The organism is Protofrankia sp. CiT1, from assembly GCF_917627335.1.
In the GTDB taxonomy this organism is placed as follows: Bacteria; Actinomycetota; Actinomycetes; order Frankiales; family Frankiaceae; genus Protofrankia.
The window spans coordinates 1-14489 of sequence record NZ_CAKJTP010000039.1; the positions used below are offsets into that span (position 1 = coordinate 1).

A 14489-nucleotide genomic window follows, 5' to 3' on the forward strand; every position below is an offset into this window, starting at 1 on the left:
CCACTTAGCCGGGCGGGCTTCGCCGCCCCGCGACCGGCGCGCGGGCAGTGCTGAGCGGAGCCGGCTCGCCGGCCGCGGTCTGGCTGGATTTCTCGCGCGCGGTCGCGGTACGTACTACCGTGGTTTCACGGAGCTCGCTGGCCTTGTCTGTCACTACCCGGTCACCTGGAGCCATAAAATGTGGCCATGCGACTCCGGGTGTCTTTTCGTGGCAACGCACGACGCGCGTGTGTCCATTGTTCATCTGACATCGCCGCGCTGGCGGTTGCCTGCCGCCTGTGACACAGCCGCCTGAGACATGGCCGACTGTGATGACGTTCATAGTTTGATGTGCTAGACATAAATTGTTTGTCAGCCTCGGCGAGGGGAACGTCATGGATCTTACGACGGCAACACGCCACGCGGCCGACTATGATCTGCTTTTCGTCGGTGTGTCCGTCGCGCTGGCAACGGTGGGGTCGTTCGCCGCGCTGGTCAGCGCGTTACGTATTCCTCTGAGCGGGGCTGCCACCCGGCTGCGCTGGGTCCTGTCGGCAGCTTTGTCGCTTGGTGGCGGTGCGATCTGGGCGATGCATTTCATGGGTATGGTCGCATATCACATCGACGGTATGGACATCACCTACGACATAGGCCTCACCGCGCTGTCGCTCGTTATCGCGGTGGCGGTATCGGGCATCGGCCTGGTGCTTGTCGGAACGAATCCCCACAGCGTGACGCGGCTGGGGGCCGGCGGGCTCATTGCCGGTCTCGGCGTCGCGGCAATGCACTACACAGGCATGGCCGCGATGCGGACCGGCGGCACCGTCACGTATGACACGAAGCTTGTCGCGATCTCGGTCGTCATAGCCGTGCTCGCGGCACTGGCCGCGCTGTGGATCACCTTTCGGGTACGTAGCCGCAGCCACGTGTTGGTCGCGTCGGTGGTGATGGCCACAGCCGTCTGCGGGATGCACTACACGGGCATGGCCGCTACCCAGGTCACAGGCATATCCGGGGCGTCCGAGCCGAGTGGTGGCGTTGATCCGATCACCTTGAGCCTCGTCGTGTGCGTCCTGACCTTCTCCATTCTGGCGCTGGTCATCTTCGCGGCCCTGGGCGGGGTCAGCGAGACAGACGTCTTCACCCGCGCGGCTCACGCCCACGACCAGACGGCCAGCCTCGGCGGGAAGCCCGACATGAGCGGGAAGCCCGGCACGGCAGCCGGCTCGGGTGCGTTCGGGCCGGCTGCACCGGCCGGCCGGGCCGCACCGGTCCTGACCATCGGGGCCCAGACCGCGGACGTGTTCGGCCAGGCTGGCGACCCCGGGCGCCAGGGACACCGGCGCGGTCATGCCACGCGGCGGTAGGAACGCGGGCCCAGGAGCAACCGGCGGCCGGAGGTCCGTACGGGCGGTCATACGGTAGGTCGGTGAACCTGTTCGATGCCGGGCTCGAGCGGGCCCTCGCGACGTCGGGCCCGCTCGCGGCCCGGCTGCGGCCCCGCACGCTCGACGACGTTGTCGGGCAGCGGCACCTGCTCGCGGCGGGCAGCCCGCTGCGGCGGCTGGTGGAGGGCGGCGGTACCACCTCGGTCCTGCTGTGGGGGCCGCCTGGTACCGGCAAGACAACCCTGGCCCACGTCATAGCGGGTTCAGGTCAACGTCGTTTCCGTGAGCTGTCGGCCGTCACGGCCGGTGTGAAGGATGTCCGGGCGGCGATCGACGAGGCGCGTGACACGCTCGCGGTTTCCGGAGCGCGCACGGTGCTGTTCATCGACGAGGTGCACCGTTTCACCAGGACCCAGCAGGACGCGCTGCTGCCCGCGGTGGAGAATGGCCTGGTCACGCTCGTCGCGGCCACCACCGAGAATCCGTTTTTCGCGGTGGTGGCACCGTTGCTGTCCCGGTCGCTGCTGCTCACGCTGGAGCCGCTCACCGACGACGACATCCGCACTCTGATCAGCCGGGCGCTCGCGGACCCTCGCGGCTACGGCGGCCGGCTGGCGTTGGACGACGACGCGGTCGATCATGTTCTGCGCTTGGCCGGCGGCGATGCCCGGCGTGCCCTGACCGTGTTACAGGCCGCCGGTGACGCGGTGGTCGGGACAGCCGGAGCGGATGCGCCGGCGCGCGTTGATCTCGCGACCGTTGAACAGGCCGTGAATCGGGCCGCGGTCCGCTATGACCGGGCCGGTGACCAGCACTACGACGTGGCAAGCGCGTTCATCAAGTCCATCCGCGGTGGGGACGCCGACGCCGCCCTGCACTATCTGGCCCGGATGCTGGAAGCGGGGGAGGACCCTCGCTTCATCGCCCGGAGAATGATCATACTGGCCAGTGAAGACGTCGGGCTCGCTGAGCCGGGCGCGCTGGGCGTGACGGTGGCGGCGGCACAGGCCCTGGAGCTGGTGGGCCTGCCTGAGGCGCGGCTCGCGCTGGCTCAGGCGGTGATCCATCTTGCGCTGGCGCCGAAGTCCAACGCGGTGATCCGGGCCGTCGACGCGGCCATCGCCGATGTCCGGGCGGGGCGTGCCGGTCCCGTACCGGCCCATCTCCGCGACGCGCACTACCCGGGCGCGGGCCGGCTCGGCCATGGTGGCGGCTACCGGTACCCCCACGACCACCCGGGCGGCGTGGTCGGCCAGCAGTATGCGCCTGACCCGCTGGTGGGCCGCGACTACTACCAGCCGGGCGCGAACGGGTTCGAGTCGCGTGCCTCGCAGCGGCTGGCGTTCCTGCGCGCCACTCTGCGGGGTGCCGGTCATCCGACCGGCGCCCACGGCGATGTGGACGAGCCGGCAGGGGCGAGTGGCCACGAAGCCGGTCGCGCTCGGTAGGGTCGCTCCAGGAACGCCGGTTTGGAGCGACCGAAAAATAGGCCGGGTTACGGCAGAAGGCACACTATGGCCGGGTTGCGGCCCATGACAGCGGAGGCGGAGCGCACATGTCCGGTGGTGCGATCGCGGGACTGATCGCGGCGGGGGCGTTCTCCGTGCTCGTCCTGTTCGGCTGCTACGTGTTGTTCAAGCTTGGGAAGATCTTCGACGAGGCGGCCGCGCGGGTTCGCCAGACCGGGTTTGCCATCGACGAGGGCACCGCGCGCGTTCGGCAGGCGGGCACAACCGTGGACGAGGTGAACCTTGCCCTCAGCCACGTGAACAAGGAGCTTGACCGGGTCGACGCGATCACGGCGAATGTGCAGTCGATCTCGACGAACATCTCCTCGCTCACGTCGTTGTTCGCGGCGACGCTCGGTGGTCCGATCGTCCGGGTCGCGGCCTTCACCTACGGGGTCCGGCGGGCGGCGGCCAAGCGGACCCGCGCCGACATCGAGTCGCGGGTGACCGCGGAGATCAGGGCTGACCGCGCGTCCCGGCGGACCGCCCGGCGGGCTGACGCGACCGGTGGCCAGATACCCGGCGCGCAGGTGACCGGGGTGGCTGGTGCGCAGGTGGCTGGCGCCGAGAGCAGGAGCGCGTAATGCCCCGGATGTTCTACATCGCCCTTGGCGCGGCCGCCGGCGTTGTCACCGTCCGGCGGGCCGCCCGCGCGGTGTCCACGCTCACCCCACAGCACCTGGCCGGTTCTTTCGCGCAGTCGGTGCGGGAGTTCGTGACGGACGTCCAGGAGGGCATGGCGGAGCGGGAGGTTGAGCTTCGCCACGCCCTCGGGATCGGCGATGACGACGGCCTCGACGCCCCGGAGGCCCCGGATTCTCCGGACGCTCCGGATGCCCACCTCCGCTGACCTCAGCGGCCCCCAGCCCCGGAGGTCCGGGGGCGTCCGGTGACCCGCCGGACGGGCGTGTGGGTGGGCGTGGACGTGGGCACCGTACGGGTGGGAATCGCCGCCAGCGATCCTGACGCGAGGCTCGCCTTTCCGGTGACGACCTTACGGCGCGATCCCCGGACACACCGCGATCTTGATGAGCTTGCAATTATTATTCGGGATCGTCAGGCGGTGGCGGTCGTCGTGGGCCTGCCGGCGCGGTTGTCCGGTGCTGAGGGGCCAGCGGCGCGCCAGGCGCGCGCCTATGCCGATCTTCTCGCGGCGCGGGTGGCCCCTGTCCCGGTACGGCTCGCCGACGAGCGGATGACCACGGTCGTGGCCCACCGCCGGATGGCTGAACGTGGCATGCGTGCCCGAGCTCGTCGTGGAGTTGTTGATCAGGAGGCAGCGGTGCAGATCCTGCAGTCCGTGCTGGACGCCCCTCCGGACGGAGGTACCGCGGACGCCATATCCCCACCATCCGCTGGCCCATTGGTAGACGATGGCGCTATGCGCGCACCCCAACGCCCTGCGAGACCGAGGTCGGACCGTTCCGCGGACAGCACGTGATCAGCGACGATCTCGACGAGTTGCTGGGCGACGCGCCGAACGGCGGTGCGCCCAGCGGCGTCGGGTCGAACAACCGTCACCGCGGCAGGCGCAACCGGGCCGGCCGGCGACGACCTGCCGCCGTTCCGAAGCTTATCGCGATCCTGGTCGTTGTAGCCGGAATGCTCGGTGGCGGAATTTACGGCGCGGGGAAGGTGATCGGGCGCATCGCGAAGGGCGAGTCGGCCGCTGACTACGCCGGACCAGGTGACGGCTCGGTCATCATCCAGATCCAGGCCGGGTCGACCGCCCGTGATATCGCGCGGGTGCTGGCGTCGGCGGATGTCGTGCGGACCCCGGCTGCCTTCGTCAACGCGGCCGCGGCCGATGAGCGCTCACGGTCGATCCAGCCCGGTTTCTACAAGGTCAAGCAGCGGCTGCGCGCGGTCGACGCGCTCACCGCGCTGCTCGATGCCAGGTCACACGCGCTGTTCCGGCTCACCATCGCCGAGGGCATGACCACCCGGCAGGTGCTCACGGCACTCGCGGACCGTACCGGCCAGCCGCTTTCGGCCCTGGAGGCCGTCGTGAAGAACCCGGGCGAGCTCCAGCTCCCGCCGTATGCCAGCGGGGTTGAGGGCTATCTGTACCCGTTCACCTACGACCTGCAGCCAGGCGCGTCACTGGCGGTCACCGTCAAGATGTTCGTCGACCGTTTCAAGGCGGAGACCGCGTCGCTTGACATCCCGGCCGGCGCGGCCGCGCTGGGCCGTACTCCGCAGGACATCATCACTGTCGCGTCCATCATCGAGCGTGAGGTGAAAAACCCCGATGAGGGGCCGAAGGTCGCGCGGGTCATCTATAACCGGCTCGCCGACACCTCCGGTGCCTTCCGCCGCCTGGATCTCGACTCGACCACCCGGTACGCGCTCGACGAGTACGAGGGCCCGCTGACGCAGGGGCAGCTGAACGCCAGCAACCCCTACAACACCCGCAAGGTGGCCGGTCTGCCTCCCGGTGCCATCGCCAACCCCGGCAGGTGGGCGCTGGAGTCCGCGCTGCATCCGGCCGCGGGGCCGTGGATGTACTTCGTGTCGCTGCCGAAGTCGAATGTGACGATTTTCGCCACCACGGACAAGGAGTGGCAGGAGGCGCTTACCCGCTACCGTTCCGAGGGCGGGTCGTGACCCGTCGGCGGGCCGCCGTCCTTGGCATGCCGGTCGCTCATTCGCTGTCACCGGTTATGCACGCGGCCGCTTATGCCGAGCTCGGGCTCGACTGGGACTACCCGGCCGTCGAGTGTGACGAGGGCGCGCTGGCGCAGGCGCTCCACCGGGTGCGCACGGAGCCGGGCTGGGTGGGCCTGTCGCTCACCATGCCGCTGAAGACGGCCGTCCTGGGGCTGCTCGACACGCTCGACGCCACCGCGGCGCTTCTCGGCGCGGCCAACACGGTCGTCGTCCGCCAGGACCCAGCCGGTACCGCGGCCGCTGGCACACCGGTGCGGCTGGACGGGTTCAACACCGATGTCATGGGCATCGCCCACGCCGTCACCCAGGTTCTCGGTGACGGCGTGGCGCCGAGCAGCCCCCTGATTCTCGGTGCGGGGGGAACCGCTCGGGCCGCCCTCGGCGCGTTGGCCCAGCTCGGTGCCACCCGGGTGGACCTGGTCGCCCGCCGGCCGGCGGCGGCGGCGCCCCTGGTCGACCTCGGTGGCGCGCTCGGGCTCGGCGTCACAGTCCACCGGTGGGGGGCGTCGGGTCCGGGTGTGCGCACGTGTCCGGGCGGGCCGGGTTCGCTCGCGGACGCCGACATCGTCCTTGCGACCACTCCGGCCGGCGCGACCGATGACCTGGCCCAGCGGGCGTGGCCCTCCTCGACGGCGCTGGTCGAGCTGCTGTACCACCCGTGGCCCACCCGGCTGGCCGCCCGTGCGCAGGCCGCCGGAGCGGCGTTGGCCGGCGGCCTGGTCGTGCTCGCGGCCCAGGCGGTGGGGCAGGTCCGGCTCTTCACCGGGGCCGAGGTGGAGGTGGGCCTGCTCCTCGACGCGGGCCGGCGGGCGCTGGCGGCGCGGTCGGCGCCATCTTCGCTGCCGCCCGCTATGCAGGCATCGGCATCGGCATCGGTGTCGGTGTCGGCATCGGTGTCGGTGTCGGCATCGGTGTCGGCCGCGCCCGGCGGCGGGCCACCCCCGTGAACGTGCTGGGAACCGCGTCCAGCATAGTGATCGTCCTTGCCGCGCTGTGTGTCGTCCCGGCGCTTCCCGCGTTGGTGGGCGCCTTCGAGCCGGTCGACGGTGAGCGGATCCGGACGCCGGTGCCCACCGGCTGGTCGCTGGGCGTGCTCACCGGCGTGGTGGTCGCCGCGTTCGCGGCCGCATTAAACGATCATGTCAGTTGGCTGCCGGCATACGCCTATCTGGGGGTGACGGGAGTGCTGCTTGCCGTCATCGACATCAGGGTTCATCGGCTGCCTGACGCGATCACCCTGCCGTCCTATCCGATCCTGGCCGCGCTGTTCGGGCTCGCGGCCGTCGTGGACGGGGACCTGGGACGATGGTGGCGCGGTCTCCTCGCCGCCGCGGTCGTGTCCGTGGTGTCCGCGGGGCTGTGGGCGTTGCCCGGCGCCGGCCTGGGGTTCGGCGACGTGAAGCTGGCCGGCCTGCTCGGCGGCGCCCTCGGGTGGCTTGGCGCCTCGGCCGTCCTCACCGGGTTCGTGGTGGGGATGACGCTGGCCGGGATGTGGGCACTGCTCCTGCTGGTGACCAGGCGCGCCAGCCTGAGCGCGCGCATCGCGTACGGGCCGTTCCTGCTCGCGGGCGCCTTCGTCGCGATCGTCGGTTGGCCCGCGCGGCCATGACCGGCCCGCCCGCCATGACCGGCCCGCCGTCGATGGCCGGCCCGCATGGAAGACTGGGTGCATGCTGCGCTGGTTGACTGCTGGGGAGTCGCACGGCCCGGCCCTGGTGGCAACCATCGAGGGGCTGCCGGCCGGGATAGGGGTATCCAGCACTCAGATCGCCGACGAGCTCGCCCGCCGCCGGCTCGGTCACGGCCGCGGCGCACGGATGAGCTTTGAGCGTGACGAGGTCGAGCTGCTGGGGGGAGTGCGCCACGGCCGCACCCTGGGCGGCCCGGTCAGCGTCGTCGTCCGCAACACCGAGTGGCCCAGGTGGCGTCAGGTCATGGCGCCGGATCCGATCGACAGCGCGGAGCTGGCGGGGCTGGCCCGAAACGCTCCGCTGACCCGTCCGCGGCCTGGTCACGCGGATCTGGCCGGGATGCAGAAGTACGGGTTCGCCGACGCCCGGCCCGTGCTCGAGCGGGCCAGCGCCCGGGAGACCGCGGCGCGCGTCGCCCTCGGGACCGTCGCGAAGGCCCTGCTCCGCCAGGCGTACGGCATTGAGGTCGTCTCCCACGTGGTGGCGATCGGCGGGGTGGCGGTACCGCCCGGCTCGCCAGCACCGCAGCCGATGACCATGGACGTGGTGGACGCCGACCCGGTCCGCTGCGCCGACCCGGCGACGAGCCTGCGGATGGTCGCCGAGATCGACGCCGCCCGCCGGGATGCCGACACCCTCGGTGGGATCGTCGAGGTCCTGGCCTACGGCTGTCCACCCGGGCTGGGCAGCTACGTCCATGGTGATCGTCGCCTTGACGCCCGGATCGCCGGTGAACTCATGGGCATCCAGGCGATCAAGGGGGTGGAGTTCGGTGACGGTTTCGCCACAGCCCGGCGGCGGGGGTCGCAGGCCCACGACGAGATCGAACGGCTGCCCACCGACGGGACGCCGGGCGGGCCGTATCGGGTGCGCCGGGCCAGCGACCGTGCCGGCGGCATCGAGGGCGGGATGACCACCGGCGAGCCGCTGCGGGTCCGGGCGGCCATGAAGCCGATCTCGACGTTGTCCCGGCCGCTGGCCACGATCGACGTCGCCACCGGGGAACAGGCGGTCGCGATCGCGCAGCGTTCGGATGTGTGCGCGGTACCCGCGGCGGGGGTTGTCGCCGAGGCCATGGTCGCGCTCGTGCTCGCCGACGCGGCGGTGGAGAAGTTCGGTGGCGACTCGGTGGCGGAGTCCCGGCGCAACTGTGAGATGTACGTGCAGTCGCTGGTCATCAGGTCGGAGCCGGTATGATCGTCGCTGTCGAGGGCGGACGGCGGCCGCTCGTGGTGCTGGTGGGCCCGCCCGGCTCCGGGAAGACCACGGTGGGGCAGCTGCTCGCGCGGCGGCTCGGTACGAGCTTCCGTGACACGGACACGGATGTGGAGCTGCGGGCCGGGATGCCGGTTGCCGACATCTTCGTCGAGCGCGGTGAGGAGGCGTTCCGTGCGCTGGAACGGGATGCGGTCGCGCGCGCTCTGACCGGGCATGACGGTGTCCTCGCACTGGGTGGTGGCGCGGTGCTGGACGCGGCGACGCGGGCGTCGCTACGCGGCCAGCGGGTCGTCCACCTCGACGTCGGGGTCAGCGACGCGGTGGCGCGGGTGGGGCTCGCCCGGGACCGCCCGCTGCTCGTCGAGGCCCCGCGTACCAGGATCGCGGCGATGCTGCGGGCACGCGCGCCGTTGTATGCCGAAGTCGCGGCTGTGGTGGTGGACACCGCGGGCCGCACACCCGAGGAGGTAGTCGAGTTGGTCGAACAGGCGGTGGTCAGGCCGTGACGGTGGCGCCGGTAACCCGGCTGGAGGTCGCTCCGGACGGCGTGCGGCCGTACGAGGTCGTCGTCGGTGAGGGTCTGCTCGGCGACCTCGCCGATCTGGTGGCCGGGCGGACCCGGGCCGCGGTGATCCATCCGCGGGCGCTGCGGGCGACCGCGGACGCCGTGGTCGCGGACCTGCGGGCGACGGCCACGGTCGAGGCCCACGCGATCGAGGTCCCGGACGGCGAGGAGGCCAAGAAGCTGCGCATCGCCGGCTTCTGCTGGGACGTCCTCGGCCAGGTCGGTTTCACCCGTGACGATGTCGTCATCGGCCTCGGCGGCGGAGCCGCGACCGACCTCGCCGGCTTCGTGGCCGCGTCCTGGCTGCGTGGCGTCGATGTCGTGCAGGTGCCGACCACCGTCCTGGCGATGGTGGACGCGGCGATCGGCGGCAAGACCGGGATCGACATCGATGCCGGCAAGAATCTCGTCGGCGCCTTCCATCACCCCCTAGCCGTGTTGTGTGACCTCGCCACCCTCGCGACCCTGCCCGCGAGCGAGCACGCCTCGGGGCTCGCGGAGGTGGTGAAGGCGGGCTTCATCGCGGACCCGGCCATCCTCGATCTGCTTGACGACGACCCCACGGGCCGGCGCCATCAGCGTGAGCTGCTGGAGCGGTCGATCAGAGTCAAGGCGGGCGTCGTGTCGGCCGATCCGCAGGAGGCCGGCCGGCGGGAGATCCTCAATTACGGGCACACCCTGGGGCATGCCATCGAGAAGGTCGAGGGCTTCAGCTGGCGCCACGGTGCCGCGGTGTCCGTCGGGATGGTCTTCGCCGCTTCCCTGAGCCGGCTCGCGGCGGGCCTGGACGACGCCACCGCTGACCGGCACCGCGAACTGCTCGAACGTATCGGCCTGCCCACGACCTACCGCGCGGACCGCTGGGCGGATCTGCTGGACGCGATGCGGGTGGACAAGAAGAGCCGCGGCCGCCGGCTGCGCTTTGTCGTCCTCGACGCGCTGGCCTGCCCGCGGGTGCTCGACGATCCGGACCCGGCGCTGGTGGTGGCCGCCTTCTCAGAGGTCGCCCGGGAGCTGTCGGAGCTGCCGGCCTCGTCCGGCGCGGGTGGTGGGGCCGGCGGCCCGGCCGTCGATGCTCCGGTGATCGCCGGCCCGGCTCTGGGAGTCCGGTCGTGAAGGCCCAGCCGTGCCGGGTGATGGTGCTCAGCGGCGCGAACCTCGGCCGGCTGGGCCGGCGGGAACCGGCGGTGTACGGCAGCCGTGACTATAACGATCTTGTCGCTGCCTGTCAGCGGCAGGCCGCGGAGCTGGGCCTGGTGGTGGACTGCCGGCAGACCGACGACGAGGCCACGATGCTCGCCTGGCTGCACGAGGCCGCGGACACTGAGGCAGCGGTGGTACTGAACCCGGGGGCATGGTCGCATTACTCCTACGCGCTGCGCGACGCCGCCGCCGAGGTCCGGGGACCGCTGGTAGAGGTGCACCTGAGCCAGACCCATGCCCGGGAGGCCTTCCGGCACCACAGCGTGATCAGCGCGGTGGCGGCCGGGACCATCACCGGGCTGGGCTTCGACTCGTACCTTCTCGCGTTGCGGGCGATCGCCGCCCGCCGGCCGCGCGACGGCGCCTGACACCTCGGCTGGCGGGCGGCTGTTCGGTATGGCTATAGACTCTCCCGAGATCCCCGTCAGTCGAACGGACCAACCTGCTGGTCCGGCTGGAGAGTTGCGCGCAGTGGCGACCACGAATGACCTGAAGAACGGCATGACACTCGACCTCGACGGCACCTTGTGGAGCGTCGTCGGGTTCCAGCACGTCAAGCCCGGGAAGGGCGGGGCGTTTGTCCGGACGACGCTGAAGAACGTCCTGACGGGCAAGGTTGTCGACCGTACGTTCAACGCCGGTGTGAAGGTGGAACTGGCGACCGTCGACCGGCGGGAGATGAGCTTCCTCTACCGCGACGGCGCGGACTTCGTCTTCATGGACAGCGAGTCGTTCGACCAGCTGCCGATCCCGCCCGACGTCGTCGGCGATGCCGCGAACTACATGCTGGAGAACACCACCGCGACGGTGGCGCTGCACGACGGCGCGCCCCTGTACGTGGAGCTCCCGGCGAGCGTCGAGCTGATTATTTCGGAGACCGAGCCGGGGGTGCAGGGCGACCGCTCCACCGGTGGCAACAAGCCCGCGACGCTGGAGACCGGTGCCACCGTCCAGGTCCCCTTGTTCATCACCACCGGTGAGAAGGTCAAGGTCGACACCAGGGATGGCCGTTATCTCGGCCGGGTGACGAGCTGAGCGCCCGGTCGAAGGCTCGCAAGCGTGCTCTCGACATCCTCTACGAGGCCGACATGCGCGGGAACAGCTTCACCGACACGCTTGCCGAGCGTCTCGCGCAGGCCGATCCGCCGGTGCCGGAATACACCGTCAGCCTGGTCCAAGGTGTTGTCGAGCGCCTCGCCGACATCGACGGGATGCTGTCCGACCACGCGCAGGAGTGGACGCTTGAGCGGATGCCGCCGGTCGATCGCAACATCCTGCGGATCGGCGCTCTGGAACTGCTCTGGCGTGAGGACATCCCCGACGGGGTGGCCATCGACGAAGCGGTCGAACTCGCCAAAACGATCTCGACGGAACACTCGCCCGCGTTCGTCAACGGCCTGCTGGCGCGGCTTCTTGATCTTAAGAGCGCCCGGCAGTAGGGGATTGGCTCAAGGAGCGGGGCTGGGGTGCGTGCCCCAGCCCGGTGACGCCGCGCCCGTTGGTGCTGGTCGCTCTCAGCCAGGGTGAAAATCCCGGTCGTGACCGGCGAGATTCGGCCCAGCGCTGATCCGGGCCTGGTCCCGGCCTGGTCCGCCGGATGCCGGGAGCCTCCGGCGGACCACCCTCGCGTTCTGGCGCCTCGGAGCCGGATCGCGCTCCTTGAGCGCCTCCGGCTGAGAGCCTCCGGCCGCGCGAAAGGAACCATGCTCGCGCGGCCTCAGGCACACCCTAGGCGGACTCGCTGATGCTGACTTCCTGATTCTGGTCGGGGCTCAGCACCCCCCACGAGACAAGCTGCTCGGTGAGCTTGCTCGGTGAGGTGTCGTAGATGACGGCGAGAGAACGCAGGTCCTCATAGCGGATCGAGAGCACGCGGCCGTTGTAGTCGCCGCGTTGGCTCTGAATGGTTGCCGCGTAGCGGGCGAGCGGGCCGCCCTGCTCCTTGGGCACCTGGGAAAGACGCTCCAGGTCGAGGACGATGCGCGGCGACTGCTCGAGTGGAGCCACGGTCGAGCCTTCGGGGAGGAGCTCTCCCACCGGGACGCCGTAGAACTCGGCAAGTTCGGACAGGCGTTGCACCGTAACGGCGCGGTCTCCGCGTTCGTAGGAGCCCACGACGACAGCCTTCCACCGCCCGTGCGACTTCTCCTCGACGCCATGAAGCGAGAGCCCCTGCTGGGTGCGTATTGCGCGCAGCCGAGTACCGAGCGCCTTCGCATAGTCGGACATCGGAGTGCCCACTCCCGTCGTGGTCGATCAGTTGGAACCGGGGCTCTTGCCGCCGGTGGTTACCCATAGTAGTCCCGGGCCGGTTGCGGCTCGACACCAGGGGGGTCGTGTTGGCTCTTTCTTTGTACCACTTTCTGTAGTACTCCGATCGCGCTAGGCGCTACGGCTATGGGAACTTCCCCACAAAGGACTGTTCATGCGCGTCGGGTTCTAAGGTTGTAACGTGCAGTGACAATCTAGTGCGTCAAAGAGCGTGCGGTCGTGGTTCCTTTCGCGTACCCGCAGGTCGAAGGGCCTGTGCGGGTGCCTGATACCGTCATCCGAACCGCTCCTTTAAGGGCCGTCCAGTGAGGCGGGGAAGGAGGGACACCGTCATGGCCACAACCGCCACGGGTGGATCCTTGCCCGGTCCGGAGGCATCCGGCCAGGGCACCGTTCGTACCGTCCTCTCCGGCGCGGACATCGGTCGGGTACTCACCCGGATGGCGCATCAGATCCTGGAGAAGACCTCCGGCGGTGCCGGCGTCGTGCTTCTCGGTATCCCCACCCGGGGGGTGCCGCTGGCGCACCGGCTTGCCGCCCGGGTCCGCGCGGTGGAAGGCATCGAGCTCGGGGTGGGTTCGCTCGACCCGACCATGCACCGCGACGATCTGCGGCTTCGGGCGGTCCGCCCGCTCGAGGTCACCGACCTTCCCGACGGGGGGATCGACGGCTCGACGGTGATTCTCGTCGATGACGTCCTGTACTCCGGGCGCACGGTGCGAGCGGCTCTCGACGCGCTGGCCGAGTTCGGCCGGCCCCGGGTGGTGCAACTTGCGGTCCTGGTGGACCGCGGCCACCGGGAACTGCCGATCCGGGCCGACTATGTGGGCAAGAACATGCCGACCTCCCGCCAGGAGGTGGTAGCGGTCCGTCTCGTCGAAACCGACGGCCGTGACGCGGTGATGATTGTTTCGGAAGGGGCGGGTTGATGAACGGCCTCGCCCGCGGGTGGCGGCGGCATTCTCGGCCGGCCCGCGGCGCCCGCACCCGCTGGCGGATGCCGGCCAGGTGGGTCGTGTGATGCGTCATCTGCTTTCCGCGGAAGATCTTGGTCGGGATGACGCCCTGCTCGTGCTCGACACGGCCGAGTACATGGCGACCGTCGCGGACCGGTCGGTCAAGAAACTGCCGACCCTGCGCGGTCGTACGGTGGTCAATCTGTTCTTTGAGGACTCGACCCGGACCCGGACGTCGTTCGAGGTCGCGGCCAAGCGGCTGTCCGCTGATGTAATCAATTTCTCCGCCCGCGGCTCGAGCGTCTCCAAGGGAGAAAGCCTCAAGGACACGGCGCTCACCCTCGAGGCGATGGGCGCGGACGTGGTGGTGTGCCGGCACCCGGCCAGCGGGGCTCCGCGCCGGCTTGCCGGGTGGGTGCGCGGCAGCGTGGTCAACGCCGGGGACGGCACCCATGAGCATCCGACCCAGGCGTTGCTCGACGCGTTCACCATCCGGCGCCGGCTCGGTCGTCTCGACGGCCTGTCCGTCACAATCGTCGGCGACATCCTGCACTCCCGGGTGGCCCGGTCCAACATGTGGCTGCTGTCGACCCTGGGAGCGGCCGTGACGGTGGTCGCCCCGCCCACGCTGGTGCCCGTCGGGATCGAGCGATGGCCGGTCACGGTCTCCTACGATCTGGACGCGGTGCTGCCCAAAAGCGATGTCGTCATCGTGCTGCGGGTCCAGCGGGAGCGGATGACGGCGGCGTTCTTCCCCACGGAGCGGGAGTACACCCGCCGGTACGGCCTGGACGCCGACCGGCTCGCGGCCATGCCGGCGTCCGCGCTGGTGATGCATCCGGGGCCGATGGTGCGTGGCATGGAGATCGCCTCGGATGTGGCCGACTCGACCCGCTCGACAGCGGTCGAGCAGGTCGCCAACGGCGTAAGCGTGCGGATGGCTGTTCTGTACCTGCTGTTGGGCGGTACCAGGGAGGTGGCATGACTGTGCTCTCGGTGGTCTGTGCCGCCGCACTCCCTACGATGTTCGTTCTGGAGGC

17 protein-coding genes are annotated in these 14489 nt (G+C 70.3%); 16 read left to right on the forward strand and 1 reads right to left on the reverse strand.

The features are described 5' to 3' along the window. Positions 1-374: 374 nt before the first annotated feature. From MJ785_RS09110 to nusB, 14 genes are all read left to right on the forward strand, one after another. Positions 375-1346 carry an MHYT domain-containing protein gene (locus MJ785_RS09110; RefSeq protein ID WP_239347380.1) on the forward strand — a complete coding sequence of 324 codons (972 nt, stop codon included), beginning with the start codon at positions 375-377 and terminating at the stop codon, positions 1344-1346. A 62-nt stretch (positions 1347-1408) separates the two neighbouring features. Then, positions 1409-2815, forward strand: coding sequence for a replication-associated recombination protein A (locus MJ785_RS09115; RefSeq protein WP_239377127.1), 1407 nt, complete (start codon positions 1409-1411; stop codon positions 2813-2815). A 107-nt stretch (positions 2816-2922) separates the two neighbouring features. Continuing rightward, a complete protein-coding gene (locus tag MJ785_RS09120; protein WP_239309972.1) occupies positions 2923-3459 on the forward strand; it encodes a DUF948 domain-containing protein in 537 nt (178 codons plus the stop codon). Next, the gene (locus MJ785_RS09125) at positions 3459-3725 is read left to right on the forward strand and encodes a DUF6167 family protein (protein ID WP_239309971.1); all 267 of its coding nucleotides are present in this window, start codon (positions 3459-3461) and stop codon (positions 3723-3725) included. The genes MJ785_RS09120 and MJ785_RS09125 overlap by 1 nt, the downstream gene beginning before the upstream one ends. A 39-nt stretch (positions 3726-3764) precedes the next feature. After that, positions 3765-4316 (forward strand): Holliday junction resolvase RuvX, encoded by a 552-nt coding sequence (ruvX, locus tag MJ785_RS09130; protein WP_239309970.1) that lies wholly within the window; start codon positions 3765-3767, stop codon positions 4314-4316. After that, a complete protein-coding gene (gene mltG, locus MJ785_RS09135; protein ID WP_239380428.1) occupies positions 4313-5482 on the forward strand; it encodes an endolytic transglycosylase MltG in 1170 nt (389 codons plus the stop codon). The genes ruvX and mltG overlap by 4 nt, the downstream gene beginning before the upstream one ends. Then, positions 5479-6492, forward strand: coding sequence for a shikimate dehydrogenase (locus tag MJ785_RS09140; protein ID WP_370652905.1), 1014 nt, complete (start codon positions 5479-5481; stop codon positions 6490-6492). Before mltG ends, MJ785_RS09140 begins: the two co-directional genes overlap by 4 nt. Continuing rightward, the gene (locus MJ785_RS09145; protein ID WP_239347372.1) at positions 6489-7154 is read left to right on the forward strand and encodes a prepilin peptidase; all 666 of its coding nucleotides are present in this window, start codon (positions 6489-6491) and stop codon (positions 7152-7154) included. The genes MJ785_RS09140 and MJ785_RS09145 overlap by 4 nt, the downstream gene beginning before the upstream one ends. 61 nt (positions 7155-7215) lie before the next feature. Further along, the gene (gene aroC, locus MJ785_RS09150; protein WP_239380429.1) at positions 7216-8433 is read left to right on the forward strand and encodes a chorismate synthase; all 1218 of its coding nucleotides are present in this window, start codon (positions 7216-7218) and stop codon (positions 8431-8433) included. Then, positions 8430-8960 carry a shikimate kinase gene (locus MJ785_RS09155; RefSeq protein ID WP_239309967.1) on the forward strand — a complete coding sequence of 177 codons (531 nt, stop codon included), beginning with the start codon at positions 8430-8432 and terminating at the stop codon, positions 8958-8960. Before aroC ends, MJ785_RS09155 begins: the two co-directional genes overlap by 4 nt. Beyond that, entirely contained in the window at positions 8957-10135 is a 1179-nt protein-coding gene (aroB, locus tag MJ785_RS09160) for a 3-dehydroquinate synthase (RefSeq protein WP_239309966.1), read from the forward strand. Before MJ785_RS09155 ends, aroB begins: the two co-directional genes overlap by 4 nt. 20 nt (positions 10136-10155) lie before the next feature. After that, positions 10156-10590, forward strand: coding sequence for a type II 3-dehydroquinate dehydratase (locus tag MJ785_RS09165; RefSeq protein WP_239309978.1), 435 nt, complete (start codon positions 10156-10158; stop codon positions 10588-10590). A gap of 103 nt (positions 10591-10693) precedes the next feature. After that, on the forward strand, positions 10694-11257 hold the full coding sequence (efp, locus tag MJ785_RS09170) for an elongation factor P (protein ID WP_239309965.1): 564 nt from the start codon (positions 10694-10696) through the stop codon (positions 11255-11257). Beyond that, a complete protein-coding gene (nusB, locus tag MJ785_RS09175; protein WP_370651575.1) occupies positions 11254-11661 on the forward strand; it encodes a transcription antitermination factor NusB in 408 nt (135 codons plus the stop codon). The genes efp and nusB overlap by 4 nt, the downstream gene beginning before the upstream one ends. 289 nt (positions 11662-11950) lie before the next feature. Here the strand turns inward: nusB and MJ785_RS09180 are convergent, their stop codons facing one another. After that, a complete protein-coding gene (locus tag MJ785_RS09180; protein WP_239309963.1) occupies positions 11951-12451 on the reverse strand; it encodes a transcriptional regulator in 501 nt (166 codons plus the stop codon). Between the two features lie 374 nt (positions 12452-12825). Between MJ785_RS09180 and pyrR the strand changes: the two genes are divergently transcribed. Both pyrR and MJ785_RS09190 read left to right on the forward strand, forming a co-directional pair. Continuing rightward, a complete protein-coding gene (gene pyrR / locus MJ785_RS09185) occupies positions 12826-13422 on the forward strand; it encodes a bifunctional pyr operon transcriptional regulator/uracil phosphoribosyltransferase PyrR (protein WP_255727628.1) in 597 nt (198 codons plus the stop codon). 91 nt (positions 13423-13513) lie between these two features. After that, on the forward strand, positions 13514-14434 hold the full coding sequence (locus MJ785_RS09190) for an aspartate carbamoyltransferase catalytic subunit (protein WP_239309976.1): 921 nt from the start codon (positions 13514-13516) through the stop codon (positions 14432-14434). The last annotated feature ends 55 nt before the right edge of the window (positions 14435-14489 follow it).

What these genes read in the sequence shown, in the direction of transcription:
- MJ785_RS09120 (WP_239309972.1), top strand. Translation starts at nt 2,923, where the DNA reads ATGTCCGGTGGTGCGATCGCGGGACTGATCGCGGCGGGGGCGTTCTCC.
- aroC (WP_239380429.1), top strand. Translation starts at nt 7,216, where the DNA reads ATGCTGCGCTGGTTGACTGCTGGGGAGTCGCACGGCCCGGCCCTGGTG.
- MJ785_RS09180 (WP_239309963.1), bottom strand. Translation starts at nt 12,451, where the DNA reads ATGTCCGACTATGCGAAGGCGCTCGGTACTCGGCTGCGCGCAATACGC.
- MJ785_RS09110 (WP_239347380.1), top strand. Translation starts at nt 375, where the DNA reads ATGGATCTTACGACGGCAACACGCCACGCGGCCGACTATGATCTGCTT.
- MJ785_RS09190 (WP_239309976.1), top strand. Translation starts at nt 13,514, where the DNA reads ATGCGTCATCTGCTTTCCGCGGAAGATCTTGGTCGGGATGACGCCCTG.
- pyrR (WP_255727628.1), top strand. Translation starts at nt 12,826, where the DNA reads ATGGCCACAACCGCCACGGGTGGATCCTTGCCCGGTCCGGAGGCATCC.
- MJ785_RS09165 (WP_239309978.1), top strand. Translation starts at nt 10,156, where the DNA reads ATGGTGCTCAGCGGCGCGAACCTCGGCCGGCTGGGCCGGCGGGAACCG.
- MJ785_RS09125 (WP_239309971.1), top strand. Translation starts at nt 3,459, where the DNA reads ATGCCCCGGATGTTCTACATCGCCCTTGGCGCGGCCGCCGGCGTTGTC.
- MJ785_RS09155 (WP_239309967.1), top strand. Translation starts at nt 8,430, where the DNA reads ATGATCGTCGCTGTCGAGGGCGGACGGCGGCCGCTCGTGGTGCTGGTG.